Source organism: Lactobacillus leichmannii, from assembly GCF_024701915.1.
Lineage (GTDB): Bacteria > Bacillota > Bacilli > Lactobacillales > Lactobacillaceae > Lactobacillus > Lactobacillus delbrueckii.
The window spans coordinates 18,553-42,570 of record NZ_QOCY01000018.1 but is presented as its reverse complement, the minus strand read 5'-3'; the positions used below and the strand labels follow the sequence as shown (position 1 = coordinate 42,570).

Sequence of the window (24,018 nt, the reverse complement as noted above, 5' to 3'; positions counted from 1 at the left end):
AAAATGTTAAATAAATCATTCACAAGATAATAATATCATTGTTGCCCTTTCATTGCTAGTCTTTATTGGGATTTTTTACACAAATTTGACCTAGCAAAAAGTAGAGCCCGTAGCCCAGCAGGACCCCGCAGGCATTGAAGAAGACGTCGTCAATGTCGCTGACCCCTGTCATGAGCAAAAACTGCAGGATCTCGATCGTCACCGATGACAAGACCCCCAGGAAAAAGACCCGGCCAAAGCAACGCTTGACTTGCAGCAGATTGGGCAGCAGGGCCCCGAAGGGCATGAAGGCTAAAATATTGCCCATAGAGTTATAGTAAAAGTCGACCTTGCTCTGGGCATAGACTAATTTCCAGGTATTCTTCATGAAGACCAGGTTGATATTGCTGAGCGGACGCGTCCAATGGAAATTCAGTTCCCAAGGGAAGTAGGATGACCTGAAGGTCGTTAGCATCAGCACCAGGAGAAAGTAAAAGGCGAAGAGCCAGAGGCCGAATTCTGACCAGAGCCCGCGTCTTTTACGGACAGCCAAAAGCCAGATGACCCGGACCAGGGCGAAGAGCAGGAAGTAAAAAATTGTCTTGTCCAGGCCCTGCAAGGTTAACTTGATCAAGGCAAAGTGATTGATCCGGGTGGCGTACTGGCTGGCTAAATAATTGTATAAAGGTGCTAAAAACAACATGCTCGCTTGGTCCAATCTACTAAGGTCTGCTTACATTATACAAGCTTTTTTGGGGGAAGAATTTTAAGAAAGCAATAACTCTGGGGAAATATTTGTCTATTTTTGCCACAACCTTTAAAATTAAGACAGTAATAAAAGGAGAAAGACATTGAAACACAGCAAATTTCTCGGCAAATTTCAAAGCCGGACTGGCTTTTTGGCCCTCCTGGTCATCTGCTACTGGCTGAAATACCTCTTTGTCGCCTACTGCGACTTAAATCTAGGCCTGGCCAATCCCCTCCAGCACATCATCATGTGGTTCAGCCCCCTGGGCATGAGCATCATTTTGATCAGCCTGGGCTTTTACTTTTCCAAGCCTCTGGCCTCCTACATTGCCATGCTGGCCCTCGATTTCGCCAACACGGCGCTTTTATTTGCCAACGTCCTTTACTACCGGCAGTTCACCGACTTCATTACCGTCAAGACCATGGCCAACCTCAGCAAGGTTTCCCAGGGTCTGGGCAAGTCCAGCGCGGCCCTTTTAGCGCCTAGCGACATTTTTATCTGGCTGGATCTGATCGTCATCGTCATCCTGCTGGCGGTAAAAGTAATCAAGATCGACCAGCGGTCATACGGCTTTTCCAGGACTTTTGCCATTACGTCCTTCGGCTTCTTCGTTTTGGGCCTCAACATGATGGTGGCTGAATGCAACCGGCCCCGCCTGCTCAAGAACACTTTTGACCGGACTTACGTGGTCAAGTACCTGGGCATTGACACCTTCACGGTTTATGACGCTATTAAGAACGAATCCAGCTCGACCGTAACCAAGAATGCTTCGACCAGTGAATTGAACAAGATCATCAACTTTACCCAGCAGAATTACGCCCCAGCTAATTCCGAATACTTCGGGGCGGAAAAAGGGGAAAACGTGATCATCATCCACCTGGAGAGCTTCCAGCAGTTTTTGATCGGGATGAAGGTCAACGGCAAGGAGGTTACTCCCTTCCTTAATTCCTTCTACAAAAACAAGCACACCCTGTCTTACAGCAACTTCTACCACCAGGTTGGCCTGGGGAGAACCAGTGACGCGGAAAATATGCTGGAAACCAGCACCTACGGGATCTCTGACGGGTCACTCTTCACTTCATTAGGCTCCAGCAACACCTTCCAGGCTGCCCCGCAAATCTTGCGGGCAAACAGCAACTACACCTCTGCCGTCTTCCACGGCAATGTCGGCAGCTTCTGGAACCGGAATGACGTTTACAAGAATATGGGCTACAACTACTTCTTTGACAAGAACTACTTCAGTCAGGAAAGCGGGGACAGCTCCGGCTACGGGCTTAAGGACAAGCTCTTTTTTGCCGAAAGCGTCAAGTACCTGGAAAGAATGCAGCAGCCCTTCTATGCCAAGTTCATCACAGTCACCAACCACACGCCTTTTGAACTGGCCACGGCTGACCAGGATCCAAACTTCAAGACCAGCTCAACCAGTGACGTGACGATTAATAATTACTTTTTGACCGCCCACTACCTGGACCAGGCCTTGAAGGAATTTTTCACTTACTTGAAAAAATCCGGTCTCTATGAGAAGTCGATGATCATCATTTACGGGGACCACTACGGCTTGAGCAATGAAGAGTACACCACCCTGGCGCCTTTGATCGGCAAGGAGCCGAATGACTGGTCCAGCTACAACACCGCCCAGATGCAAAAGGTACCTTTCATGATCCACGCTTCCAATTTAAAGGGCGGGATCAAGTCAACCCTGGCTGGTGAAATCGACGTCTTGCCGACCATCCTCCACCTGCTGGGCATCTCCAGCAAGCAATATGTCCAGTTCGGCACGGACATGCTGTCAGCTAAGCACAAGCAAATTGTCGTCTTCAGAAATGGGACGGTAATCAGTCCAAAATACGTCTTGATCGGGGGCAAGACCAGCAAGGGCAATCTCTATGACGCCAGCGGCAAACTTTTGACCAAGCTGACCAAAAAGCAAAAAGCCGAAGTCAAGAAGCTGGCTGCTTATGGCAAAAACTCCCTGGCCTACTCAGACACCCTCAACAATAAGAACCTGCTCCGCTATTACACGCCAAAGGGCTTCAGCCCGGTCATCCCGAGCGATTACAACTACAGCACCAACTACCAGCAGATGATGGACCTGATTGAGCAGTTAGGCAAGCAGTCAACCGCCCTCATCAGCCAAAAGGGCGACACCAGCAAGCTTTACAAGACCGATGCCAGCCAGCTGTCCAAGCGGCAAAGCGAGATCACCCAGATCCCGGAAAGCGTCCTGTCCTCATCCAGCTCCATGAATGAGAGAATGACTTCAAGTTCATCCAGCTCTAATGCAAGTTCCAGCTCAAGTAAAGCCAGCAGCAAGAAAACTAAATAGAAGAAGCAAAAAAGCTTACCGGCAGCAGCCGGTAAGCTTTTTTAGTCGCTATTCTTTATCTTTGGACTCTTTCTTGTCCTTCTTGTTATAGTGCTTCTCATGCCCCTGGTCAAAGAGGGTTATCATGAAGGTTGAGCCTTCATGCGGCTTGGAAATAACCTTGATTTCCCCGCCGTGCTGGCGGACCAAAGAGAGGACAATCGACAAGCCCAGGCCGGATTCACCGGTACCGCCGTAGCGGGCCCGGGCCGGGTCAGCCTTGTAGAAGCGTTCGAAGATATACTTGCTCTGCTCCTGGGTCATCCCGATCCCGGTATCCTGGACGCTGAAGGTCGCCCCATGCTGTAAGCGCCGGCCCCTGAGCGTAATCGTCCCGTTATTGGTAAACTGGATGGCGTTCTGGGTCAAGTTGACCAGCATCTGCTTGAAGCGGTCCTGGTCAGCATAAACCGGCAAATCTTCCGGAGCGTCAAGGATAATCTTGTCTCCGTTCTTAGCCGCGTTCTGAGTCAGCTGCTGCTGAACGTCGTTCATGATCGTCCGGGCATTGAACTGGGACTTCATCATCTGGATCTTCCCGCTTCTGATCTTTTCGTAGTCCAGGTTTTCGTTGACCAGGCGGATCAAGCGCTTGGTTTCCCGGCTCATGAGGTCAATGGACTCTGGAATTGATTCTTCTGGGATGGCATCATACTTCATCCCTTCCAAAAGGCCATTAATCGTCGTTAGAGGCGTCCGCATTTCGTGGGCCACATCTTGCATGAACTGGTCCCGCCGCTCTTCCTGGGCCTTGACTTTTTCATTTGAGGCCTTCAGAGACCGGACCATTTCATTGAAGTTTTCGGCCAGGTCGTCGATTTCATCGGCATGGCGGTGGTCAACCTGGACGTCCAGGTCACCGTCAGCAACCTTGCGGGCAGCCAGGGAGAGCTTCTTAATCCGGCCAGTTTGGTAGTAGGCCAGAATAAAGCTCAAGATCAAGCTGACCGCGAAGGTGATCACCAGGGCTCTGGCCAGGTTTGCCTTGGCTTGACTCACGGTCTGCAGGACATCCTTGACCCGGGAACCGATCATGATGGCCCCGACGACCTTCTTATTTGACCCGGATCCTTGGACCTGGGGAACCACGACCCAGGTATAGCTTTCAGCGGCAAAAAGGCGGTTGCTCCGCTTTCTTAAGCCATAGTGCTTTACCCGGCCCTGGACTTTCGGGGCAAGGTCCCGCTGCTCGCTGCTGTGGTCGTCCTTGATCTGGACCACCTTCCCCTTTTTCAGCATCGATTTGGCTGACTTCTTCAAGATGTCGTAGCCGCCAAGGGGATAAGTCGTCTTAAAGTTCTTGTCCATCAAAAACAGTTTAAGATTTTCATCCCGCATGACGAAGGAAAACTTCTGCAGGAAATCCGCAGAAAAAACCGGCGGTGAATTCTTGCTCTGCGTCTTTTTAGAATACAGCTGCAGGGTTGAAAGATTCTCGGCATAACTTTCCAAGCGCGTATAGTTGCTTTGATAGGCCTGTTCCTTCTGGTAGTTGATTGTTGAAAAGCCAATGATCATGACCGAGGTTAAAATGACTATCAAAAAACTCAGAATATGCTGATAAATCAGTTTCATGCGTTAACCTGTGAATCGTCAAACTTGTAGCCCACGCCCCAGACGGTTTGAATAATCTGCGGGCCGGACTTTTCCAGCTTCTGGCGCAGCTTCTTGATGTGAGCGTCAACAGTTCTTTCTTCACCGAAGTATTCATAGCCCCAGACAAGTTCCAGGAGCTGTTCCCGGGAGAAGACCTGCTTTGGCTTCTGGGCCATGGTGTAGAGCAGGTCGAATTCCTTTGGCGTCAAGCCTTCAACCCGGTTTTCGTCAAAGTAGACTTCCCGCCGGCTCTTGGAGATCCGGATGTGGTTGGTTTCCAAGTCGAAGTCGTTGCTTGGGATGTTCTTCGGCAGGTTTCTTGGCTGCCCTTCCAGCATTACCCGCCGGTGCAGGGCCTTGATTCTGGCGATCAAGGCCATCGGGCTGAATGGCTTGGTTACGTAGTCATCAGCCCCGACACCCAGGCCGAGAACCTGGTCAGATTCGCTGTCGCGGGCCGTCACCATAATAATCGGCACAGTTTCAGAAATCCGGCGGATTTCCTTGGCCACTTGAATCCCGTCCTTCTTTGGCAGGTTCAAGTCCAAAGTGATGATGTCAAAGTCCCGCGGGTGAGTTTGGAAAATTTCGACTGCTTCTTCACCGTCGTAGGCGGAAACTTGTTCCCAGCCTTCCTTCTTGAAGAACAATTCCATCATTTGTGAAACTGACTTGTCATCTTCTACCATTAAGATCTTCATGTTTTAACCCCTTACCGAAAAATTGTGCAATCCGCACTATATTATAATCGTAGCAAAAAAGTATCAAAAGCCGCCAATCATTCTGTGAAAAAGACTTGAAACTTAACTCACAAGTTTGGGGCTAATTGACTAAATTATATAGTTTTTCACTTAATTTCTACAAGAAAAAAGTTTGCTTTTAATCATCGCCGCTAGTCAAGAATTTGTAAACCGCCCAGGCAAAAAGTGCTGTTGGCAGCAGGCCTGGGAAAAGGTCGACCTTGAGCTTGGTCCTGCTCTTGTCATTGACTTTTTGGCAGCTATAAGCTCCTAGCAAAAATTCTTTGAGTTTCATAGTTGACCTCCCGCACTAAAAAGTGTACTTACAGTCAAAACAATAGCTTCTATTCTTTTAATTATACTCTTGATTCCTTTGCGATTTATTGCATTTGTTATTTTATTCCAGTGGCCATCTTCGGAAAATCATTTTCATTTCTCCCCCTTTAGTTACACCTTATAAACACTTATCTCTTATACTATACCGCTCTTTCCAGCTTATCATTGCATATATTGGAGAATTCTTTCATTTTGGAAGATAAAAATGGTTCAGTATAAATTCTTGTGTAAATAGAAAATAGGCAACAAAAAAAGAAGGGTTGTCCCTTACAATGTTAATAACGACAAAAACACAGGGGCCCTTCTTACTATGAATTATACAGAACTGTCAGTTGCTACTCAAGATGTTATGCCTAACAAAGGTGTCTTATTCTTTAAATCAGGTCTTTCCGACTTTATTCAAGTTGGCGAGCCAATTCAAAATGAAGATGGATTAACCTTTGTAGGAAAGCTAGATGAGTGTGGTGATACTTTCTGTCCTAATTGCTCAAGAAAGCTAGTTAAAAATGGGTCTTTAAAATCTACTCTTAAGCACGTCGCTATTGGTGGAATACACACCAATATCAGAGTGTCCTATGCACGTTTTCGTTGTCTTAACATTGATTGCCAATTCAACACTAGAAGCCAGTCTATCCCTTTTAAAGCTGATGGTTATCGCATCACCAAACCTTTAAAAGAATACACTGAGAAACTGTTAAGCTATGGCCTTACTCTAAAGGCAGTGGCTTGGCTTACTGGCTTGGACAAGATGACTGTAAAGTCAATTCACAAGTCTCTTCTGCTGTCTAAATTTACAACTGATGGCAAGACACTCATAAAACCTGAAAGGCAGGCAAAATACTTAGCCATTGATGAGTTTAAGCTCCACGATGGCCATAAGTACGCCACCGCAATCATCATAGACTGGGAAACAGGGTATATTCTCTACTTAGCCCATGGCAAGAAGAAAGCCGTTGTTTTCGAGTTTATGGATCATGTTGGCGATGAGTGGATGTCAAAAGTTGAGGCGGTGGCTTGCGACATGAATTCAGACTTCGAAGAAGCTTTTAAAGGGCGCTACCCCAAGCTAGACATCGTCTATGATCGCTTCCACATTATCAAGAATTTCAACGATAAAGTGGTTTCAGAGATCCGAAAAGATGAACAAAGACGGCTGGCTGAGGAAGGCTCTCCAGAAGCTGCTAAGTTGCTTAAGAATTCACGTTACATCTTGATGTCTAAAAGATCCACATTAGTCCAGAAGGACGAGGACGCCCGCAAAGACAAGCTAGTGTCTACTGCTGGTGAAATATTCAATACACCGGAAATAAAGGCTCATGGTGGTAATGAAGTCTGGTATGACGAGCTATTGGAAGAAAACAAGCTCTTCTTCACAATAGATCTCGTTAAAGACCTGCTAGATCAAGCATACAACTCACATGACGAAGTAGAAATGTGCGTCAGACTAGAAGAGATCATAGATATCTGTAAGGCAACTAAAAATAGTCACTTTATTTGGTTTGCGCGTCTCTTATACCGCCATTTGAGAGGGATATACACGTTTGCCAAATACGGGATATCAACTGGCAAACTTGAGGGTATTAACAATAAGATCAAGACCGAGAGACGTAAAGGGTATGGGTATCCAGATGATGAATACTTCTTCCTGCGGTTAATGGAACTATCGCGGAAAGCTTCCTAAGTCTCTCAGTCATTTACACAAGTTTTTATACTGAACCATAAAAATTCCACAAAAAAGACGCGTGCATCAATCACACGCGCCTTCTTTAGACAGATGGAGATGAGGGGAATTGAACCCCTGTCCAAACGCATCCCGTCACTGGTCTCTACGATCATAGTCATATTATTTAAACTTCACCGCGGCAAAACGCCATATGACAGGGCCAAACAGCCACGGCTAACCTGTTAGTCTCTTCTCGCTTATTCAGGTGTGATAAGCAAGCGTATCCCGTAAGGTTGATACCGCAAGACCGCCACGGGCAGGCAGTCTATTGGCAGCTGGGCTGAACTAAGCAGCTACAGCGTATGAGTTTTCGTTTGCAGTTAATTTAAACTGTTTAACGTTTTAACGTAGACGTAACCTACGAATCGCAACCAGCGCGGGTCTGCGCCTGTCGAATCCCAAAACATCCCCAAAATAGAGAACATGATCATTTTAGCAAAAAATGACCATATCCTCAAATATTCTGCTTAAAAACTTTTACTTAAGCTTGGCCAAACGGACAACGTCACGTTCGATCATCAATTCTTCGTCAGTTGGAATAATCAAACCAGCCAGCTTGGAATCTTCCTTGGTGATGAAGCCTTCATTAGCAGCCTTGTTAGCTGCGTCGTCAAAGTCAACGCCCATGAAGGACAGTGACTTCATGACCCCTTCACGAACTTCATCATCGTGTTCGCCGATCCCGGCAGTGAAGACAACCGCGTCTGCCCCACCCATTTCAGCAATGTAAGAGCCAACGTAGCGGACTACCCGGTTGATGAAGACAGCATCAGCCAGCTTGGCGCGCTTGTCATCACTGTTTCTGATGTCCCGCATGTCGCTGGAGATACCGGAGAGGCCCAAAAGGCCTGACTTGTGGTTCAAAATGTCGATCATTTCATTGAAGTCAGTGATGCCTTCCTTCTTCATGATGTACTGCAGAACTGACGGGTCAACGTCACCTGACCGGGTCCCCATGGTTACCCCAGCCAAAGGTGAGAAGCCCATGGAAGTGTCGTAGCACTTGCCATCCTTAACCGCAGTAACTGAAGCGCCTGAACCCAGGTGGCAGACAACCAGCTTAAGGTCCTTGAGGTCCTTGCCCAGCAATTCAGCCGCCTTGCCGGAAACGTAGCGGACAGAAGTGCCGTGGGCGCCGTACTTGCGGGCCTTATACTTCTCGTAATATTCGTATGGCAAGGAGTAGATGTAGTGTACTTCATCCATTGACTGGTGGAAGGAAGTGTCAAAGACGCCGACTTGCGGCACGTCCGGCAGGATGTTCATGAAGGCTTGAATGCCGTGGCCTTCTGCCGGGTTGTGCAGAGGAGCGTAGTTAGTCAAGTCAAAAACCTTGTGGATGTTGTCCTTGTCGATGATTGCTGAGTCTGGGAACAATTCCCCGCCGTTCACGATCCGGTGGCCAACGCCGACAATTTCCTTGACGTCCGCAATAACGCCATATTCTTTCAGCCAGTCAAGCAGGGTTTGCACGGCTACTTCCTGGTTTGGCAAGTCAACTTCGGCTTCATGCTTGGTCCCATCAGCCAACTTCATTGAAAAGGTTGAACCATCGATACCTATACGGTCGCCCAGCCCGGAAGCTAAGACACTCTCATCAGCTAATGAGAACAGCTTATACTTAAATGAAGATGAACCAGAGTTGATTGCTAAAATCTTATCCATTATTAAAAAACCCCTTTTACTCACTTCACAAACTTAATTATCTTTCTTAGTATACCACTCGTTCAGTTTAATATTAAGGGCTACCAAAGATTCTTCCTTCTTCAGATTTTCAAGCTTTGTGAGCAAAACTTCCTTCGGCGGCTTGCTTTGGCCGTGGTTTTGGAAGATAAGGATACTTTTTTGACTTATCTTGCTTTGGAATAAGCTGCTCGGCAATTGCACGATCGCCTGCAGGTAGACCTTGCTGGCCAGCCAGGGCATAAAGTCAGCCCCAACCGTACCAGTCAGCATGTTCTGCGGGACCAAAAGGAAGGCAAAGCCGTCTTCAGCCAGGTTCTTGACGATCTGCTCAACGAAGAGGACGTGCGCGTAGGCGTGCCCCTCCTTGGTCCGGAGGTCAAAGTTCTTGGCATTGTCGTCGTTAGCGTAAAAGCCGATCGGCAGGTCGCTGACCACTACGTCTGGCTTGACAGGCCAGCCGGTCAGGGCATCCTGGCAGTAGAAGTCGGCCTTTAACCCCGCCAAGTGGGCGGCCACGTCGGCCAAGTTGAGCATTTCTTCATCATTATCCAGGCCAAACAGGTCAAAGCGGTCTTCTGAATGATTCTGGGCAGCCAGCTGCTGGTCAACAGAAAAGAGCAGGTTGCCGCTGCCCACTGCCGGGTCCAGCAGGACTTGCTTTCTCTTAGGCAGGAGCTTGTCCATAAATAGGGTCAAGACCGTGGCTAAAAGCGGCGGAGTCGGCATCTGGTTGGCATCCCGGCCGTCATCGTTGACGGCCTTAAGGACTAGGAGGCCATAGACCTGTTCTTTCTGGGCCTTGGACCAGTTCTTGTAGTCTAAAGCCGCGTAGCGTTCTTCAAGCTCAGCCACCGTCTTTTGGTCCGGGGCTCCCATTTCCACGCGGATTTCCCCGCTTTCTAGGTTGTCAAAAGTTTCCACCAAGGCATCAGCCAGGGGCACGTTCAAGGCTTCTTGCAGGCATTCGACTGCTTCCAGAGTCTGCCCAAACAGTTCTTCAATTCTATTCATGACTTAGTCCACCCTTCTTTGCAATACATACCAATTCTAATGATTTACAAGGAAGGGTGCAAGAAATTTCACCCGCCCCAGAGATAATTTGCCAGCAGCTGGTTGATCTTAATAACATGCTGATAAGCATCCAGGTAACTGTCAATCAGCAAAATTGTCGTGGCTAGCAGCAGCACGCTGGTCAGCAGGGCGCTCCCCCTTTGCTGGTTTAGCCTGGTCTGTTTTCTGATCTTCAGTCTTTTTCTCAGCCTCCTTTTCTTTTTCCGGTGCCTTGTCGACTTTAAAATACAAAATTGACCTTTTCCCCTTTTCATTGATATGGACCTCCATCAAGCCATCCCTGGCCGCGAACGTTGCTCCCCAGATTGGCAGCAGGGTCATGTTGCCGCCGTCTGATCCGGATCTTCTGACCCGAAGATTATTTCCGCCATTGTCCATTTCCAGAACGTAGCCAGCTTTGTCTATCTTTTCTTCCCCCTTCTTGTCTTTCTTTTTCTCTTCTTTGATAAACATGATCTTCAAAGGATTGGAATTCTCCAGATCAATATAGGTCCGCTGGCTGTCCTTTTTCAAAAACTTGGCGAACTGGACATAAGAGAAGACCAGTTCATTAGGATCGTGCCGGTCTTTTTCAAAGAGGGTAAAAAGCTTAAGGCTAGAGGACAAAAGAGACAGGCAAATCACCGTCACCAAGAGGGCGACCATGGTCTCCAGCAAGCTGAAAGCCTTACTTCTGGCAAATCTTCTGCTGGGTTTCATCATACAGGTCTCCTTTGCCGGTCAAGACATACTCATGGTCCCTGACCTTGACCCGCTTGACCGGGCACTCCTTCAGCATCCGGTAGGCCAGGGCCTGGTTGGCCCGCTGGCTTGACTCTTGCTCTAGTTTCTTTAGTCCGCTGAGGCAGGTCACCATGGCGGTTAGCGCAATACAGACGATGGCCAAAGCGACTACCGCCTCCAGGGCCAAAAAGCCTTCCTGTTTACTTTTCATTGATCTTCCCCCACGACAGCAAAAAGGTATATGCTTTCTCATACTCTTTTTTCCCCTGATCATTTTTTATGATTCTCAGCGTGAAGGCCTGGCTGGTGGTTCCGTCGCTGCTGATTGTCCAGCCTGATGTATTGTTAAAGTTGGTATAAACCGTAACTCCATCTGGAATCTTGAGGCTCTCATGCCGGCCGTCTTGAATGACTTCCAGCTTGCCCTGGCTGCTTTGGTTGTAGATCACGACCTTTTTTCCCGTAATGGCGGCACTTCTGATTTTCTCTTGAAAGAGTCCCGCCGCCTGCCGGCAGAAGCGGTCAAAATTGATCTTGTCCTCAAAGCCTTGAAAGCTCATCTCCCCGATACCCAGCAGCATCCCCGCGATAGCCAAGGTTATCACCGTCTCCAGCAGGCTGAAGGCCTTCTGCCTCATTCTCCGCCCTTGGCGAAGTCACCGATTGCCAGCTTCTTATCCTCAGCCTGCTCCTCCTGCTTTTGCGTCAAGTAGTGGGCATCCACCATTTCCTGGAAAGAGGCCGGCTTCTTGCCCGTATTTTCTTCATATAGCTCCACCTGGGTCTGAATGGTCGTGGTAAAAGCATCGTTAGTCCGCTTATCGGCATGGTCCTTTTGTGCCAGCAAATTTGGCGAGATCAAAAGAACCAAAGTCGCGATAATTGCGACCACGATCACCATTTCAATTAAAGTAAAAGCCCGCTGGCGCTTTGGCCAAAACCGTCTTAAATGTTTCATTTCCTTTTTTCCTCCGCAAAACTAAAGCTGCTGCATACTGTCGTAAATCGGCAAAAGCAGCTTTAAATACATTCCAATAATGCACAGGCCGATCAAGATAAAGCAGACCGGCTGCACGTTGACAATTAGCTTGGACAGCTTCTGGCGCAGGCGGTTGAACAAAAGCCGGGACAAAAGCAGGCACTGCCGGCTCAGTTCCTCCCGTTCACTGCCCGCCTGCAGCAGCATCAAGAGGTCCTGGCTCAAAAATGGCTCCTTCTGGATAACCTCTTCCACTTTCTTGCCCCGCAGAATCGCGTCTCTTGCCCGCCGGCCCACTTCTTCTTGCAGTGACCCCGGCGCCTGCCGGCAGGCAAAGTCACACATCTGCTGCAGGGAAAAGCCGCTGGCCAAAAGCATGCCCAGGTCATAAGAGATCAAATACTGGCCATACAAGGCCACCACTGGCCCGAAAACCGGCCAGGCCAGTAGCTTTTTAAAAGACTGGTAGTCCTGCTTCTTCATGTAAGCTGCCGCGATAACGACTAACATGATGACCAAAACCAGCAAAAAGACTAAAATCAGCAAGAGCAGGTCCCCCTGCTTAGCGGAACTGCCAGCAAATTCTACCGACAAAAAGTTCTGCATAAAGATCAAAATCAAGGTCATCATCCCTGCCAAAACGATCGGGTAGGACAGTTCCCCCTCCAGCTTCTTGACCTGTTCATTCTTCATCCGCCCCAAAAGGGCCAGCTGGGCCAGGGATTCATCTAGCCGCCCTTGGCTAAGTGCCATGTCCAGCTGAGTCACCGTCGTCTTGTTAAAGCCCAGGCCCGCCAAAAGCTGACTCAGTTCTTCTCCCTGCCGCATTTTTTCATCCAGCCGGGCCAGCTGCTTTTTCCGCTGGGGCCAAAGCAGGGGCAAGAGCTGCAAGCTCTTGGTCAAGGAAAAGCCGTTTTTTAAACAGTTGGCCAAAAAGGCCAAGAGCTCCACCTGCTCACTCTGCTTCAGCTTAGCCGCCTTTATATTGCCTTGCCACATCCGCGCTTATCTCTCCTTTCTCCACCAGCCTGCTTAAGTTTTCCTCCCAAGCCGCGAAATTTCCTCTGACGGATTGCCCCAGAGCCGCCAGCAAGTCCTCCCGGCTGGCCAAGTCCAGCAGGCAGGCTGGCCCCTTTTCCCCTGGCAGCAGGCGCTGGTAGGAAACCGCCGTCAAGCAGTTGACCAGTTCATTATTTTTAACCCCCAGGCTCTCCAAGCGGGAAATGGTTTGGTAGGTACTTTTGGCATGCACTGTGGCTAAAACCAGGTGGCCGCTTAATGCCGCGTCAACCGCTAAATGGGCCGTCTCTTCATCACGGATTTCACCGATGATTAAGACATCCGGCCGGTGACGAAGAGCCGCCTTTAAAAGGCTGGCATAGCTGATCCCGGCCCCGGCATTGACTTGGGCTTGAAAAAAGCTCTCCTCATACACTTCCACCGGATCTTCAATCGTCATCACCATTTTCGTCTGGCTGAGCTTTCTGGCCAGTTCATACATGGTCGTGGTCTTACCCGACCCAGTCGGCCCGCTGGTCACGATCATCCCCCGCAGCCAGCAAAGGCCCACCAGGTCCCTGAACTGGTCCGGGAAAAAGTACCGGCTCTCCCCCAAAGCATAGATGATCCGGATGACCAATGAGTCCTCCCCCCGGTAATCACCCACGCTGGAGAGTCGGAGCCAGTAGTCCTGCCCCGCCAAATTGACAGCCATGCTGCCGACCTGGGGGCGGCGGTGTTCGGCAATATCCATTTCAGCTTGGTACTTAAACCAGTTGATCAGTTCATTTCCCGCCTCCCGGGTCAGGGACGGCCTTTCCTCCAGATCCCCGGCCCGCAGACTAAGTTTATAGCTGCCCTTTTTCGGCAGGAAAAAGATGTCACTGGCCCGGATCCTAACTGCTTCTTCCAGCATTTGCCGGGCTTTATCTGCAACTTCCACAAGGTCCTCCTTTCTTTTTTCCTCCTCCACTTACTAGTACGCCAAAAGTGGCGATTTTTTTCTGAGAAGGCAAAATTTTTCCAAAAAATCGTAAAAGAGCATAAAAAAACGCGGCTTTCCACAGAAAGTCGCGTTTTGTATAGTTTATTTACAGCTTAATTATTCTTCTTCGTCAGCTGCAGCGGTGTAAACGTTGGAAACGTCATCGTCGTCTTCCAAAGCGTCAACCAGCTTTTCGAATTGTTCCTTCTTGTCTGCTGGAACTGGAGTGGTGTTTTGCGGCACCATAGTCAGTTCAGAAACTGCCAGCTGGTAGCCGGCCTTTTCCAAAGCATCGCGGACAGCAGTGAAGCTCTTGGCGTCAGTGTAGATTTCGTAAGCGTCGTCGCTGGTTTGCAGGTCGTCGCCGCCGGCTTCCATGACGTCCATCAGCATTTGGTCTTCATCCGCGTCAGTAGTTGACCGGTCGATTACAATGTAGCCCTTGCGGTCGAACATGTAGGCAACTGACCCAGTAGCACCAAGGCTGCCGCCGTTACGGGTGAAGGCCAGGCGTACGGATGAGGCAGTCCGGTTCTTGTTGTCAGTCAAGGCTTCAACAAGGATGGCAACACCACCCGGTGCGTAACCTTCGTAAGTTACTTCATCGTAGTGTTCGTCTGAGTTGCCTTCAGCCTTCTTGATGGCCCGTTGGATGTTGTCCTTTGGCATGTTGGCAGCCCGTGCCTTGTCCATGACCAAACGCAAGCTTGGATTACCTGAAGGGTCAGGACCACCACTCTTTGCAGCCATGTAAATTTCACGGGAGAGCTTTTGGAAAACCTTCCCTCTCTTAGCGTCTTGCGCATTCTTGCGGCCTTGAATATTGTGCCATTTTGAATGTCCTGACATTTAGGATCCTTCTTTCTGTAATTAATATAATCAACTTTTTTATAATAACTCAGGAAGGGCAGAAATTCAACGGTTTCAGCCCCTAAATGGCCGACTTTTTTCGCTCCCTGCCCTGCTTGACTTGATAAAAAATCACCGCCAAAACAATGGCCAGCAAGGCCCCGCTGGCATCCAGCATCACGTCATGCACGCTGGGGGTCCGGTCCCCGGTCAGGAACTGGTGGAACTCATCCATGGCCGCGAAGGCAAAGGCACTGGCCCAGACAAAGAGGGGGCCGGTCCATTTGATAACGAAATCTCTTCTTAAGCCCAAATAGGCAAAAAGGCCATAGAAGAAGTAGCTGGTAAAGTGGGCCAGTTTCCGGACCACGAACTGGGTGAAGCCAGCTGACCCGTCAGTCTTGACATTGTGCCAGACCCCGCCGTAATAGATATTGAGCCGGTGGATTAAATCTTCCAGCCAGCCCAGGTAGGTATGGATAAAACCGGCCTTCATCTTCTGCTCATGGTAGGTCATCGAGCTTGAGATGAAGAGCATGACCAAGACAGCCAGGGCCAGGAGAAGGTAAATCTTTTCTCTTTTGCTAAACTTAAAATCATTCATGTAGTTTATTTTACCATTATTTTCGTCATTCTTATTGACTTTTGGCTATTTTTCCCGTATTCTAATATGATTTGCAGGCAAGCTGCAGATCTTGAAAGGAAAAGACATGAAGAAAACACACAGACAGTTAATTATCTGGCCAATTTTGCTTTTGACCACTCTCTTTTTAGCCGGCTGCGCCAAGGATGAACAAAGTTCCAAGAGCCAGATCAAGATTGTAACTTCGACCAACATTTACGCCGACATCGCGCAAAACATCGTCGGCAAGTATGGTAAGGCTACCGCCTTGATCGCCAACGGCAACTCTGACCCCCATGACTATGAGCCGACGACCAATGCGGCCAAGACGGTGGCTGACGCTGACATCATCGTTGCCAACGGGATGGGCTATGACAGCTGGATGGGCAACCTGGCCGCCTCTAATGGCAAGAAAGCCGTCAAGGTCGGGGAAGACTTGATGCAGCTGGATTCCAGCGCCAACCCCCACATCTGGTACAACTTAAATATGCCGAAAAAGTACGTCGCCTACCTGGTCAAGAAGCTCAGCAAGCTTGACAAAAAGCACGCCAGCTACTACCAGTCCCAGGGCAAGAAGTATTTGCAGAAGATCGCCAAGATCGAAAAAGTTGCTGACGGAATCAAGGGCAGCAAGGCCAAGCCGGTCTTTGTCAGCGAGCCGGTTTTTGACTACGCTTTAGAGCGGACCGGCTTCAAGATCGGCAACAAGAACTTTGAAGAAGCCACTGAAAAGGAAACCGACCCGAGCGCGGCCGTGATCGCCCAGATGAATGAAGCCATCAAGAAAAAGCAGATCACCTTCTTCGTCAACAACACCCAGGCCAGCTCCGACACGGTCAAGTCCTTCGTCAAGAAGGCCAAGAAGCAAGGCATCCCAATCGTGGAAGTCCGCGAAACCATGCCAAACAAGGTCAGCTATGCCGACTGGATGCTGGCCAACTACCAGAAGCTGGCTAAGTTCGGCGACTAAAAGAAAAAGAGAATAAAGAAAAAGCACTTAACAAGTGCAAATTAAAACGGTGGTTGAGCCTTAGCTCAGTCACCGTTTTTTGTGCTTAATCTTGTAAAAATTCCTTCAAGGCCGCCAATTGCCGCTTGGCATCCCTCACGCCGACTCGGTAGACCGCCTTAAGGCGGTTGGGATCCTTCTCCATGGCGCTGACGCCGATGTCCTGGCTGGGCCGGAAGACAAAGAGGCGGCCGGCTGCTTCCTCTTTGGCGATATAAGCCAGGCAGGCATTATATTCCACATGCCGCTGCCTTAGGCGCGCCACGACAGCCGGGTACTTTTTCAAGATCCGGTCAACGACTGGCTGCAAACGCGATGGTTCTTTTTGATAGCCAGCCGGCTGGGTCAAAATGACCACTGCCTTGTCATAGCCCTTGTCCAAAAGAAAACGGACCGGGATGGAGTCGCTGACGCCCCCGTCCCAGTATGCGTGGCCCCCGATTTTAACCGGCCGGGCGAAAACGGGAATCGAGGCTGAAGCCCGGATCCAGACCACGTCCCGCCCCTTGCCGGTAGTCAATTTGTGGTAGGCCGGCTGGGCCGTCTCCACATCCGTTGCCACGCACCAGAAGTCCATAGGGTTTCTGGCAAAAGCCGCGGTGTCAAAAGGATCCAGTACTTCCGGCAGGGTATAGTAGCAAAAGTCCGCCCCGTAGAGATCCCCGGTTTTGAGCCAGGACCGCCAACTCTTAAACTGGGGCCGGCTGCCATAGCGGAGGTTATAGCGTAAAACCCTCCCGGGCTGCAGGGACTTGTAGTTGCAGCCAAAGGTCACTCCGGCTGAAACGCCAACTGCCCCGTCAAACTTGATCCCATATTTCATGAGGACGTCCGTCACCCCGGCCGTGTACAGGCCCCGCATGGCGCCGCCCTCCATCACTAAACCCTTCTTCATGCCATCCCCCTTATGCCTACTTGCCCCAGTGCTCCTTGATAAACTGGGCCCGGCCGCCGGCTTCTTCAGCCGCGTAGCGGTCTGGATGCTTTAAATAGAACTGCTGGTGGTAGTCTTCAGCCGCGTAAAAAGGCGCTGCCGGTTCGATCTTGGTCACGATCGGATCATCAAAGCGGCCGCTTTCCGCCAGTTCCTGCTTGGACTTTTCCGCTGCTGCCTTCTGCTCTGGTGAATTGTAAAAAATCACCGGCCGGTAGTTGTCCCCCCGGTCCTGGAACTGGCCGCTGGCGTCAGTCGGGTCCGTTACCTGCCAGTAGTAGCCTAGCAAGTCCTCATAAGACATGAGGTCCGGGTCAAAGACGATCTTGACCGCCTCCGTGTGGCCAGTCGTATGGCTGCAGACTTGTTCATAAGTCGGATTAGGCACGTGCCCGCCCGTGTAGCCCGCCGTGACGCTCTCAATACCTGGCAAAGTATCAAAAGGGGCCACCATGCACCAGAAGCAGCCGCCCGCGAAAATCGCGCTGTCTAATTTTTTCTCCATAAAATCACCTCGTCAAATTTAACTTGTCTTTCATTGTACTCCAAAGAAAACAGATAGGAAATCTTCTGCTCAGAAAATATTCGCCCAGGAACCGCTATCATGGTTAAAAGGCTTTTTTTCTCCTTATAAGCACTGTAAAATAGATTTTGCTTTAAAAAAGCTTAATAATTGCTAGATTGGAGATGGAAATGGTATCGCTAAACAAGTCCCCGGGCCTGGCTTCTTGTTAGTACACTTTGTTTAACAGGAAGGATTTTTTATGGACGAATTAGATAAAAAGGGAAATTATATTTCCTGGCAGACTTTAGCCATGATGGCCTTTGTCACGGTCATCGGGCTGGAAGACATCATGTACAACTTCCAAAACCAAGGGATGGCGGTCATCACCTCCTGGGTTTTGATGATGTTCCTTTACGTGGTTCCTTACGCTTTGATCGTTGGCCACTTAGGTTCAGTTTTCAACCATGAAGGTGGCGGACTCTCCTCTTGGGTCAGAGCCACTGACGGTGAATTTTTAGGCTACTTCACGGCCTGGACCTACTGGGCCGCTTCGATTCCTTACGTGGTCGACACGGCCAACTGCCTCTTGGTTGACGTTGGCTGGGGGTTGACTGGAACTGACGAGTTTGAGGACCCGAAATTCCTCTCAACGGCCATGTTTACGGCCATCACCTTTGTCATTTTTATCCTTTTGACCCTGCTGGAACACAAATTCTCCAAATCAATGGAAGTCTTGTCCAACATCGGGGGCTGGGCCATGTTCATCATGACCATCCTCTTCGTGCTTCTGGCCTTTTCCGGCCTGGCCAAGTCCGGCGGCAAGACCGCGACGCCATTTACCTGGAAGACCATCATCCCCAAGTTTGACCTTAAATACTTCTCAACCGTGGGAATGCTGATCTATGCCGTCAACGGGTCTGAGCTGGTCGCCCCATACGTGACCCGGATGAAGGACCCCAAGCGGGAATTCCCTAAGGCCATGATCGCCCTGGCCCTCATGACCTGCTTTTTGACCATCTTCGGCTCAATTGCCCTGGGCATCTACATCGATGCCAACCACATGCCAAACGACTTGAAGATGAACGGTGAATACTACGTCTTCGGCGCCATGGGCAAGCAATTCGGCGTGGGCAAGCTCTTTGTCTACATCTACGCCTGGGCCTCCTTCTTCTACAATGTGGCCCTCTTGTCCGTCCTTTTGGACGCCATGACCAGAATGCTGATCTCCGACACCGGGGACAAGTACATGCCGAAGTTCCTCAAGAAGACCAACAAGGACGGCCTGCCGATCAACGGCTACATTCTGACTGTCTTTTTGAGCGGCTTCATCATGGTTCTGGGGATTTTCCTGCCAGACATGAACGACATCTTCAACTGGCTTTTGAACTTGAACGGGATCATCTCTCCGGCCGTTACCTGCTGGATTTTCTACTCCTTCATGAAGGTCCGAGGCAAAAACTCCTCCAAGTACCCGTCAGTTTACCGCTACATTAAAAACGACACCTTCGCCTGGTGGGTCGGCTTTGCCCTCCTGGCCGTCACGGCTGTCGCTACGGTCTTAGGCTTCATGCCGCAAGACGTCAAGGAAGGCAGCTGGGTTTGGTGGTATGAACTCTCCATCAACATCGTGGCCTGCCTGGTCTTGATCGGCCTGGGCGGGATCTTCCCAGGCATCCGCAGAAGAGAAGAAGAATACGGCCTGGCCTTTGACAAGCAGCAATGGACCTGGATGATTGCCCTGGTTTTGGGCTCAATCGTCTTCAATGTCTGGCTGGGCGGGAGCACTATCAAGCTGCGGGCCCTCTACATTGTCATTGAATCAGTCATTGCCCTCTTGGCTGTCTGGCTGATTGGCCGCCGCCTGCCAAAAGGGGCAAAAGCCAGCAAGTAAAGGCAATAACGGCTAAAAAACAATATACAATATTTTTAAACCAAAAAGGCCTGCACGCGCGTGCAGGCCTTTTTCTCTGACTTATTTTAGTAAACTGGCCGGACATAACCCGCCGTTTCCGGCTGGGAGATGCCAACGCTGGCCTGGGAGTACTGGCTTGGATCAGCCATGATCTTTAAGACCAGGTCAGCCACGCTGGCTCTTGAAACAGAGGTGCCGACGAACTCGTCATAGCGGCCAGTCAAGGAGTACTTGACATCTAGCCAGTCGGTCAAGGCAGGCATTCTGATCAAGGTGTAGTCCAGGTCAGCTTCTTCCAGGCGGTGGGCAGCCTCTCTGGCTGGCAAAAAGCGGCCGGAACCCACCCATTCATCAACCCAGGTGCCGAATTCCCCAGGAATTTCATAGTAAAGGCCGGCCAGGCTTAATTCGATAACCCGGTCAAAGCCGTTTTCCTGGCTTGCCTTGACCAGGTTCTTGCTAATCACCGTGAACTTCTTGTCATCAACCTTGCCCAAGAAGACCAGGTCAGCATCCTTGGTAACTGCCAGGATCTTGTCCAGGTCCGTTGCCGCTCCTTCAGTCAGCTTGATCCGGTCGCCCTTTGCCAGGTCGGCCAAAAGTTCCGGCCGCTGGGTCAAAAGCTCCAGCTCCACATCGCTGAACTGGGGGTCAGCCAGCAAGTGCTTGATGACCAGGCGGGAGATCCGGCCGGTCGGGTGCAAAATAACATACTTTTTCATAAACAAATCCTTACTATTGCCATAAGCAATTAAAAATTTTCTTACAACTTACACCCTTAATTGTACTCGCTTTAAGCGTTTTCGTAAATTCCTCGCCTAAAGCTGGTCTAACAGGCCTCGGCAGCCCCGGCTGATCTCTTGGAAGGCCAGGTCAAAGTCATTTGTATACCAGGGATCATCAATGTCAGCATAGCTACCAGCAAATTGGAGCAACTTGTACTGCTTTCTTTCCGGGTCACCCCCGCAGATCTGGTTCATGGCCATGAAGTTTTCACTGTCCATGGCGATCAAGTAGTCATACTTGTCATAGTCTTCCCGGGTCAAAAGCCGGGCCCGGTGCTGGCTAAATGGCACCCCGTTTTTGGCCAGTTCTCGCTGGGCCCGGGGGTCCATTGGATTGCCAACTCCACCAATGATTTCATCGCCGGTCACGGCCGCGGAAGCAACTTCGACCTGGTCAGTCTTGCCGGCTTCAGCCAGGAGCTGCTTCATGATGAATTCGGCCATTGGCGACCGGCAAATGTTGCCATGGCATAAAAACAAAATTTTTTGCATTTTTGTCACCTTTCCCTAAAGTGTAAGAAATATTATAGCATGCAGCTTTTTTAAAGAAAAAAGAGACGCCTTGGCGTCCCCTTCTTAATCTTGCTTAGCAGCCGCGTAGAGCTCGGATTTCCGCTCATTTAAAGCCTGTTCCAGCTGCGCGTTGATGGTCATAATCAGTAAAAATGGCAAGAGCACCATGACCGGGTAGGTAAACAGGCACCAGACATGGTAGTGGCCAAAAAGCACCGTCAGCTGCATCTCTTCCTGCATATGCAAGACGGCAAATAAAATCGAGGCCACTGAGTAGTAACCCAGGCTGCGCTTGAACGCGCTGGTCAAAGGCGCGAAGATGGAAAAAAGCAGCAGGGTCAAGCCCATGACGACAGAAACGATGCCCAGCCCCACCCGGAGGGCATTCTTTCTGACATAGTTGGCCAGAAAAGCCCCGTCATTGCCCAGGCTGCAGGCGGTAAGCTTGCCAGCCGGCTGGTAAAAGCCCTTCAAAGCTGTCCTGGTTCCGGCCCCAGAAGCTGACGATGCCTAAAGCAAGCATAATTAAGGCCATGATCAGCGAATAAAACATGGTACGGTTATTTTTTTCATCACTAAACCTCTTCCTCTTTGCTCCAGCATCAACGGTAGCGCTTGTGCGATTTGTAAAAGTCGTTTTTCTGCCGCCGCATCTTCCGGTCGGCTCTCTCAACTGCTTCCCGCAAATAATGGGAGTCCGGGCACCATTCAGCACCAATTGAGATCGATGGGCTGGCCGGCTAGGTTAAAGCTTTCTCAAAAGCAGCACAATGACTTTCGAATTCCGTCTGGCTGCTCTGGTCATCCAAAACCACGAACTCATCCCCGCCGACCCGGTAGACATAGTCGCGGCCAAAAGCCTGGCTGATCAAGTTTCCGGACGCAATCAGCATTTTATCCCCGGCATCATGACCCAGTTCATCATTGGCCTTTTTCAAGCCGTTCAAGTCCATGAAGGCCACGCCCACCGTTCTTGAAGTCTGGGACTTCTGGTAGAAGTTCAGCTTGGCCAGGTAAGGGTGGCGGTCATTCAGCTTGGTCAAGACATCAGTATCTCTTTGCTCTTCCAAATTTTTGCCGGTTACCTTGGCTCCAACGAAGTCGGCCGTCAGTTCAATCAAGTCATTTAAATCCAGGTTCAAGGCCGGGTTGAGGTTTTCAACAGCTACCAGGCCTCTCAATTCCCCTCTTTCGTAGAATGGTGCCAGCAAACCGTTGTTTAACTGGTAGTCATCCCCATAGCAGGCCACGATTTGCGGAAAAGATGCCGCGATTGCTTGAGGATCGGTCAAAAACAAACTGTCCTCATTAAACAAATCCAGCTTGCTTAAGCTAACTGTTGCCTTTGCAAGACTGATTGCCTGCTGCTTGGCTGAGAATTCAGCGACTCCTGGCCGCTGCCAGCTATGAGTGCTTCTGGCCACATCTCCATGGATTTCCATTAGAGTGACCCAGTCTGCTTCCAGGTCCTGGTCCAGCAGCTGTTTAAGCTCAGCCGCCGGCAGGCCATAGAGCTCACACAGGCCCTTAGACACGGCTATGGCTTTAATCTGCTTATTTTTTGATTGATAAAGTGCTATTGGTGCTTCGCTCTGCGCGATTTTAGCCAGCTCAGCCTGCTTCGCTCTTTTTTTCATAAAACCACTCCTAATAAACACGGTTTGCCTGCAAACTGGCAAAAATCTTTAAGCATAAATTAATTTGTATTTAAAGCTGCAGAGGTAGGTTGGTGTTACCCCATTAGTTGTTATAACAGAGCAAGCTGGGACTGCTTTCCTATAAGAAAATGCGGGGCTTTTCCCAGCATGAAAAAAGCCAAGACTAGCCGCCTTGACTCTTAACATAGTTTTTTAATTATTATTCGCTTCTTTATTCTTATTAGCCTTTCCCTTCGCCCGATAACGGCAAACATCCAGATAAAAAAGGTAGCCGGCCAGGGCTAGGGCCAGAAGAAAGCCGGCCCAGCTGCCCCAAGAATAGGTGAACAGCATCTTGGAGTAAACTTCCTTTTGGACCATTTCCGTCAAGGTATGGGCAATAAAGACCTGGAAGCCAAAGGCACTGGCCGCTCCCAGCACAAAAGGCAGCCAGGACCAGTAACGGTTGAAGAGGAGCAGGACCACGCCCAGCAAGTAAAGGACGCAGATGATCCACAAGGAGAGCTGGTAGATTTGCGTAATCTGCTGCAATTCCCCTTCATGCACCTTCAGTTCACTGTTGACCAAATAGAGGATCAAGTCATCCATAAAAAGCTGGACCTTGTTCTTGGCTGGCAGCTTTAAATCGCTGGACTGCAGGCGCTTGTTTTGCCGGTAGCGGGAAACCAGCCGGTAGAGGCTGAGATGGGACTCGCTAATCTCCACCTTGTCTGGCAATTGGTCAACCAGGTCCTGCTTCAGGCCCGATTCTACCGCGGCTTTGGCCGCGATCGACATGGCGCTGCCATCGCTTTGGTTGGCAAAAGTGTCGATCAAACTGGACGCATAGTCCTTGACCTCATACATTTTAAAAGTGACAGGGCTGCTCAAAAGAGCGACCAGGGAAATTATGGCTGCCAGGCTGCACAGGCTCTTGCGCAGAATCAGTTGACTTTTTTTCATAGCAGGCTTCCAAGATAATATCCGCAAGTTAAAAGGACCGCCCCGCCCAAATAGCTGGCCAGCAAATAGCGCTTGAGGACGTGCTTTTGCCCGTTATCAGCCAAAGAGACAATTTCCGTGTTCAAAGTGGAAAAAGTCGTGTAGCCGCCCAAGACGCCGGTGCCCAAGAAGGCATAGACGCTAGCCGGCAGCCGCAAGGCAAAGGCCAGGCCCAGGAAAAAGGCCCCTGTCAGATTGATCAAAAGAGTCGGCCGAGGACAGGCCGTCCCCTGCATCCAGTGCTTCTTGCCATAACTGGTCAAAGCATAGCGGACCACAGACCCCAGGCTGGCGCCGAATCCAACCGCGAAAATCATCTT

At 49.9% G+C, this 24,018-nt stretch carries 26 protein-coding genes and 1 other RNA gene; 4 read left to right on the top strand and 23 right to left on the bottom strand.

Annotated elements, in window-relative coordinates:
* Positions 1 to 55: 55 nt before the first annotated feature.
* Positions 56 to 682 carry a VanZ family protein gene (locus tag DS743_RS01330; protein WP_002880047.1) on the bottom strand — a complete coding sequence of 209 codons (627 nt, stop codon included), beginning with the start codon at positions 680 to 682 and terminating at the stop codon, positions 56 to 58.
* Between the two features lie 148 nt (positions 683 to 830).
* On the opposite strand from DS743_RS01330, the gene DS743_RS01325 reads away from it, so the two are divergent.
* Complete coding sequence (locus DS743_RS01325; RefSeq protein WP_035183553.1) at positions 831 to 3,053, top strand: LTA synthase family protein; 2,223 nt, start codon at positions 831 to 833, stop codon at positions 3,051 to 3,053.
* Positions 3,054 to 3,101: 48 nt separating this feature from the next.
* Here DS743_RS01325 and DS743_RS01320 read toward each other — a convergent pair whose 3' ends face one another.
* The 3 genes from DS743_RS01320 to DS743_RS01310 form a co-directional block, all read right to left on the bottom strand.
* On the bottom strand, positions 3,102 to 4,667 hold the full coding sequence (locus DS743_RS01320) for a sensor histidine kinase (RefSeq protein WP_258945799.1): 1,566 nt from the start codon (positions 4,665 to 4,667) through the stop codon (positions 3,102 to 3,104).
* Positions 4,664 to 5,389, bottom strand: coding sequence for a response regulator transcription factor (locus tag DS743_RS01315; protein WP_013439295.1), 726 nt, complete (start codon positions 5,387 to 5,389; stop codon positions 4,664 to 4,666). Before DS743_RS01315 ends, DS743_RS01320 begins: the two co-directional genes overlap by 4 nt.
* Before the next feature lie 178 nt (positions 5,390 to 5,567).
* Positions 5,568 to 5,723, bottom strand: coding sequence for a hypothetical protein (locus DS743_RS01310; RefSeq protein ID WP_003617369.1), 156 nt, complete (start codon positions 5,721 to 5,723; stop codon positions 5,568 to 5,570).
* A gap of 351 nt (positions 5,724 to 6,074) precedes the next feature.
* Here DS743_RS01310 and DS743_RS01305 point away from each other — a divergent pair, with 351 nt between their 5' ends.
* Positions 6,075 to 7,445 (top strand): ISL3-like element ISLdl1 family transposase, encoded by a 1,371-nt coding sequence (locus DS743_RS01305; protein WP_035183556.1) that lies wholly within the window; start codon positions 6,075 to 6,077, stop codon positions 7,443 to 7,445.
* Positions 7,446 to 7,536: 91 nt separating this feature from the next.
* Here the strand turns inward: DS743_RS01305 and ssrA are convergent.
* From ssrA to DS743_RS01250, 11 genes are all read right to left on the bottom strand, one after another.
* Positions 7,537 to 7,898: a transfer-messenger RNA gene (ssrA, locus tag DS743_RS01300) on the bottom strand.
* Positions 7,899 to 7,964: 66 nt separating this feature from the next.
* Complete coding sequence (locus DS743_RS01295; RefSeq protein WP_003614731.1) at positions 7,965 to 9,152, bottom strand: acetate/propionate family kinase; 1,188 nt, start codon at positions 9,150 to 9,152, stop codon at positions 7,965 to 7,967.
* Between the two features lie 33 nt (positions 9,153 to 9,185).
* Positions 9,186 to 10,184, bottom strand: coding sequence for a class I SAM-dependent methyltransferase (locus DS743_RS01290; RefSeq protein WP_035161822.1), 999 nt, complete (start codon positions 10,182 to 10,184; stop codon positions 9,186 to 9,188).
* A gap of 141 nt (positions 10,185 to 10,325) precedes the next feature.
* On the bottom strand, positions 10,326 to 10,943 hold the full coding sequence (locus DS743_RS01285; protein WP_051977295.1) for a type IV pilus modification PilV family protein: 618 nt from the start codon (positions 10,941 to 10,943) through the stop codon (positions 10,326 to 10,328).
* Positions 10,912 to 11,178 carry a type IV pilus modification PilV family protein gene (locus tag DS743_RS01280; protein ID WP_003619058.1) on the bottom strand — a complete coding sequence of 89 codons (267 nt, stop codon included), beginning with the start codon at positions 11,176 to 11,178 and terminating at the stop codon, positions 10,912 to 10,914. The genes DS743_RS01285 and DS743_RS01280 overlap by 32 nt, the downstream gene beginning before the upstream one ends.
* Positions 11,168 to 11,605: a pilus assembly FimT family protein gene (locus DS743_RS01275; protein WP_035183559.1), complete on the bottom strand. Its 438-nt coding sequence runs from the start codon at positions 11,603 to 11,605 to the stop codon at positions 11,168 to 11,170. The genes DS743_RS01280 and DS743_RS01275 overlap by 11 nt, the downstream gene beginning before the upstream one ends.
* Positions 11,602 to 11,925 (bottom strand): competence type IV pilus major pilin ComGC, encoded by a 324-nt coding sequence (gene comGC / locus DS743_RS01270; RefSeq protein WP_035183560.1) that lies wholly within the window; start codon positions 11,923 to 11,925, stop codon positions 11,602 to 11,604. Before comGC ends, DS743_RS01275 begins: the two co-directional genes overlap by 4 nt.
* A 21-nt stretch (positions 11,926 to 11,946) precedes the next feature.
* On the bottom strand, positions 11,947 to 12,945 hold the full coding sequence (locus DS743_RS01265) for a type II secretion system F family protein (protein WP_035183563.1): 999 nt from the start codon (positions 12,943 to 12,945) through the stop codon (positions 11,947 to 11,949).
* Positions 12,917 to 13,888 (bottom strand): competence type IV pilus ATPase ComGA, encoded by a 972-nt coding sequence (gene comGA, locus DS743_RS01260; RefSeq protein ID WP_035183566.1) that lies wholly within the window; start codon positions 13,886 to 13,888, stop codon positions 12,917 to 12,919. The genes DS743_RS01265 and comGA overlap by 29 nt, the downstream gene beginning before the upstream one ends.
* Positions 13,889 to 14,047: 159 nt before the next feature.
* Entirely contained in the window at positions 14,048 to 14,779 is a 732-nt protein-coding gene (locus tag DS743_RS01255) for a YebC/PmpR family DNA-binding transcriptional regulator (protein WP_035183568.1), read from the bottom strand.
* Between the two features lie 82 nt (positions 14,780 to 14,861).
* Entirely contained in the window at positions 14,862 to 15,383 is a 522-nt protein-coding gene (locus tag DS743_RS01250; RefSeq protein WP_025895189.1) for a VanZ family protein, read from the bottom strand.
* A 106-nt stretch (positions 15,384 to 15,489) separates the two neighbouring features.
* On the opposite strand from DS743_RS01250, the gene DS743_RS01245 reads away from it, so the two are divergent.
* On the top strand, positions 15,490 to 16,371 hold the full coding sequence (locus DS743_RS01245) for a metal ABC transporter solute-binding protein, Zn/Mn family (RefSeq protein ID WP_013439285.1): 882 nt from the start codon (positions 15,490 to 15,492) through the stop codon (positions 16,369 to 16,371).
* Positions 16,372 to 16,456: 85 nt separating this feature from the next.
* Here the strand turns inward: DS743_RS01245 and DS743_RS01240 are convergent, their stop codons facing one another.
* Entirely contained in the window at positions 16,457 to 17,305 is an 849-nt protein-coding gene (locus DS743_RS01240; RefSeq protein ID WP_035183570.1) for a patatin-like phospholipase family protein, read from the bottom strand.
* A gap of 16 nt (positions 17,306 to 17,321) precedes the next feature.
* Entirely contained in the window at positions 17,322 to 17,849 is a 528-nt protein-coding gene (gene msrA / locus DS743_RS01235) for a peptide-methionine (S)-S-oxide reductase MsrA (protein ID WP_013439283.1), read from the bottom strand.
* A 259-nt stretch (positions 17,850 to 18,108) separates the two neighbouring features.
* Here msrA and DS743_RS01230 point away from each other — a divergent pair, with 259 nt between their 5' ends.
* Positions 18,109 to 19,740: an APC family permease gene (locus tag DS743_RS01230; RefSeq protein WP_035183572.1), complete on the top strand. Its 1,632-nt coding sequence runs from the start codon at positions 18,109 to 18,111 to the stop codon at positions 19,738 to 19,740.
* An 86-nt stretch (positions 19,741 to 19,826) separates the two neighbouring features.
* Here DS743_RS01230 and DS743_RS01225 read toward each other — a convergent pair whose 3' ends face one another.
* The 6 genes from DS743_RS01225 to crcB all read right to left on the bottom strand — a co-directional run bounded on the left by DS743_RS01225 (position 19,827) and on the right by crcB (position 24,015).
* Positions 19,827 to 20,483, bottom strand: coding sequence for an NAD(P)H-binding protein (locus DS743_RS01225; protein WP_035183575.1), 657 nt, complete (start codon positions 20,481 to 20,483; stop codon positions 19,827 to 19,829).
* 96 nt (positions 20,484 to 20,579) lie between these two features.
* A complete protein-coding gene (locus DS743_RS01220; RefSeq protein ID WP_002880020.1) occupies positions 20,580 to 21,038 on the bottom strand; it encodes a low molecular weight protein-tyrosine-phosphatase in 459 nt (152 codons plus the stop codon).
* A gap of 84 nt (positions 21,039 to 21,122) precedes the next feature.
* Complete coding sequence (locus DS743_RS01215) at positions 21,123 to 21,533, bottom strand: DUF2304 domain-containing protein (protein ID WP_035183577.1); 411 nt, start codon at positions 21,531 to 21,533, stop codon at positions 21,123 to 21,125.
* Positions 21,534 to 21,799: 266 nt separating this feature from the next.
* On the bottom strand, positions 21,800 to 22,696 hold the full coding sequence (locus DS743_RS01210) for a GGDEF domain-containing protein (RefSeq protein WP_231128326.1): 897 nt from the start codon (positions 22,694 to 22,696) through the stop codon (positions 21,800 to 21,802).
* Between the two features lie 213 nt (positions 22,697 to 22,909).
* Complete coding sequence (locus DS743_RS01205; protein WP_035183579.1) at positions 22,910 to 23,659, bottom strand: hypothetical protein; 750 nt, start codon at positions 23,657 to 23,659, stop codon at positions 22,910 to 22,912.
* Positions 23,656 to 24,015 (bottom strand): fluoride efflux transporter CrcB, encoded by a 360-nt coding sequence (gene crcB, locus DS743_RS01200; protein WP_035183582.1) that lies wholly within the window; start codon positions 24,013 to 24,015, stop codon positions 23,656 to 23,658. Before crcB ends, DS743_RS01205 begins: the two co-directional genes overlap by 4 nt.
* Positions 24,016 to 24,018 lie beyond the last annotated feature (3 nt).

Bases quoted from the DNA above. Each gene is read 5' to 3' on its own strand.
- DS743_RS01265 (WP_035183563.1), bottom strand. From the start codon at position 12,945: ATGTGGCAAGGCAATATAAAGGCGGCTAAGCTGAAGCAGAGTGAGCAG.
- DS743_RS01290 (WP_035161822.1), bottom strand. From the start codon at position 10,184: ATGAATAGAATTGAAGAACTGTTTGGGCAGACTCTGGAAGCAGTCGAA.
- DS743_RS01310 (WP_003617369.1), bottom strand. From the start codon at position 5,723: ATGAAACTCAAAGAATTTTTGCTAGGAGCTTATAGCTGCCAAAAAGTC.
- DS743_RS01280 (WP_003619058.1), bottom strand. From the start codon at position 11,178: ATGAAAAGTAAACAGGAAGGCTTTTTGGCCCTGGAGGCGGTAGTCGCT.
- DS743_RS01210 (WP_231128326.1), bottom strand. From the start codon at position 22,696: ATGAAAAAAAGAGCGAAGCAGGCTGAGCTGGCTAAAATCGCGCAGAGC.
- DS743_RS01330 (WP_002880047.1), bottom strand. From the start codon at position 682: ATGTTGTTTTTAGCACCTTTATACAATTATTTAGCCAGCCAGTACGCC.
- DS743_RS01275 (WP_035183559.1), bottom strand. From the start codon at position 11,605: ATGAGGCAGAAGGCCTTCAGCCTGCTGGAGACGGTGATAACCTTGGCT.
- DS743_RS01255 (WP_035183568.1), bottom strand. From the start codon at position 14,779: ATGTCAGGACATTCAAAATGGCACAATATTCAAGGCCGCAAGAATGCG.
- DS743_RS01245 (WP_013439285.1), top strand. From the start codon at position 15,490: ATGAAGAAAACACACAGACAGTTAATTATCTGGCCAATTTTGCTTTTG.
- comGC (WP_035183560.1), bottom strand. From the start codon at position 11,925: ATGAAACATTTAAGACGGTTTTGGCCAAAGCGCCAGCGGGCTTTTACT.
- DS743_RS01225 (WP_035183575.1), bottom strand. From the start codon at position 20,483: ATGAAAAAGTATGTTATTTTGCACCCGACCGGCCGGATCTCCCGCCTG.
- DS743_RS01320 (WP_258945799.1), bottom strand. From the start codon at position 4,667: ATGAAACTGATTTATCAGCATATTCTGAGTTTTTTGATAGTCATTTTA.
- crcB (WP_035183582.1), bottom strand. From the start codon at position 24,015: ATGATTTTCGCGGTTGGATTCGGCGCCAGCCTGGGGTCTGTGGTCCGC.
- DS743_RS01230 (WP_035183572.1), top strand. From the start codon at position 18,109: ATGGACGAATTAGATAAAAAGGGAAATTATATTTCCTGGCAGACTTTA.
- DS743_RS01220 (WP_002880020.1), bottom strand. From the start codon at position 21,038: ATGCAAAAAATTTTGTTTTTATGCCATGGCAACATTTGCCGGTCGCCA.
- DS743_RS01295 (WP_003614731.1), bottom strand. From the start codon at position 9,152: ATGGATAAGATTTTAGCAATCAACTCTGGTTCATCTTCATTTAAGTAT.
- msrA (WP_013439283.1), bottom strand. From the start codon at position 17,849: ATGGAGAAAAAATTAGACAGCGCGATTTTCGCGGGCGGCTGCTTCTGG.
- DS743_RS01285 (WP_051977295.1), bottom strand. From the start codon at position 10,943: ATGAAACCCAGCAGAAGATTTGCCAGAAGTAAGGCTTTCAGCTTGCTG.
- DS743_RS01205 (WP_035183579.1), bottom strand. From the start codon at position 23,659: ATGAAAAAAAGTCAACTGATTCTGCGCAAGAGCCTGTGCAGCCTGGCA.
- DS743_RS01250 (WP_025895189.1), bottom strand. From the start codon at position 15,383: ATGAATGATTTTAAGTTTAGCAAAAGAGAAAAGATTTACCTTCTCCTG.
- DS743_RS01315 (WP_013439295.1), bottom strand. From the start codon at position 5,389: ATGAAGATCTTAATGGTAGAAGATGACAAGTCAGTTTCACAAATGATG.
- DS743_RS01240 (WP_035183570.1), bottom strand. From the start codon at position 17,305: ATGAAGAAGGGTTTAGTGATGGAGGGCGGCGCCATGCGGGGCCTGTAC.
- DS743_RS01305 (WP_035183556.1), top strand. From the start codon at position 6,075: ATGAATTATACAGAACTGTCAGTTGCTACTCAAGATGTTATGCCTAAC.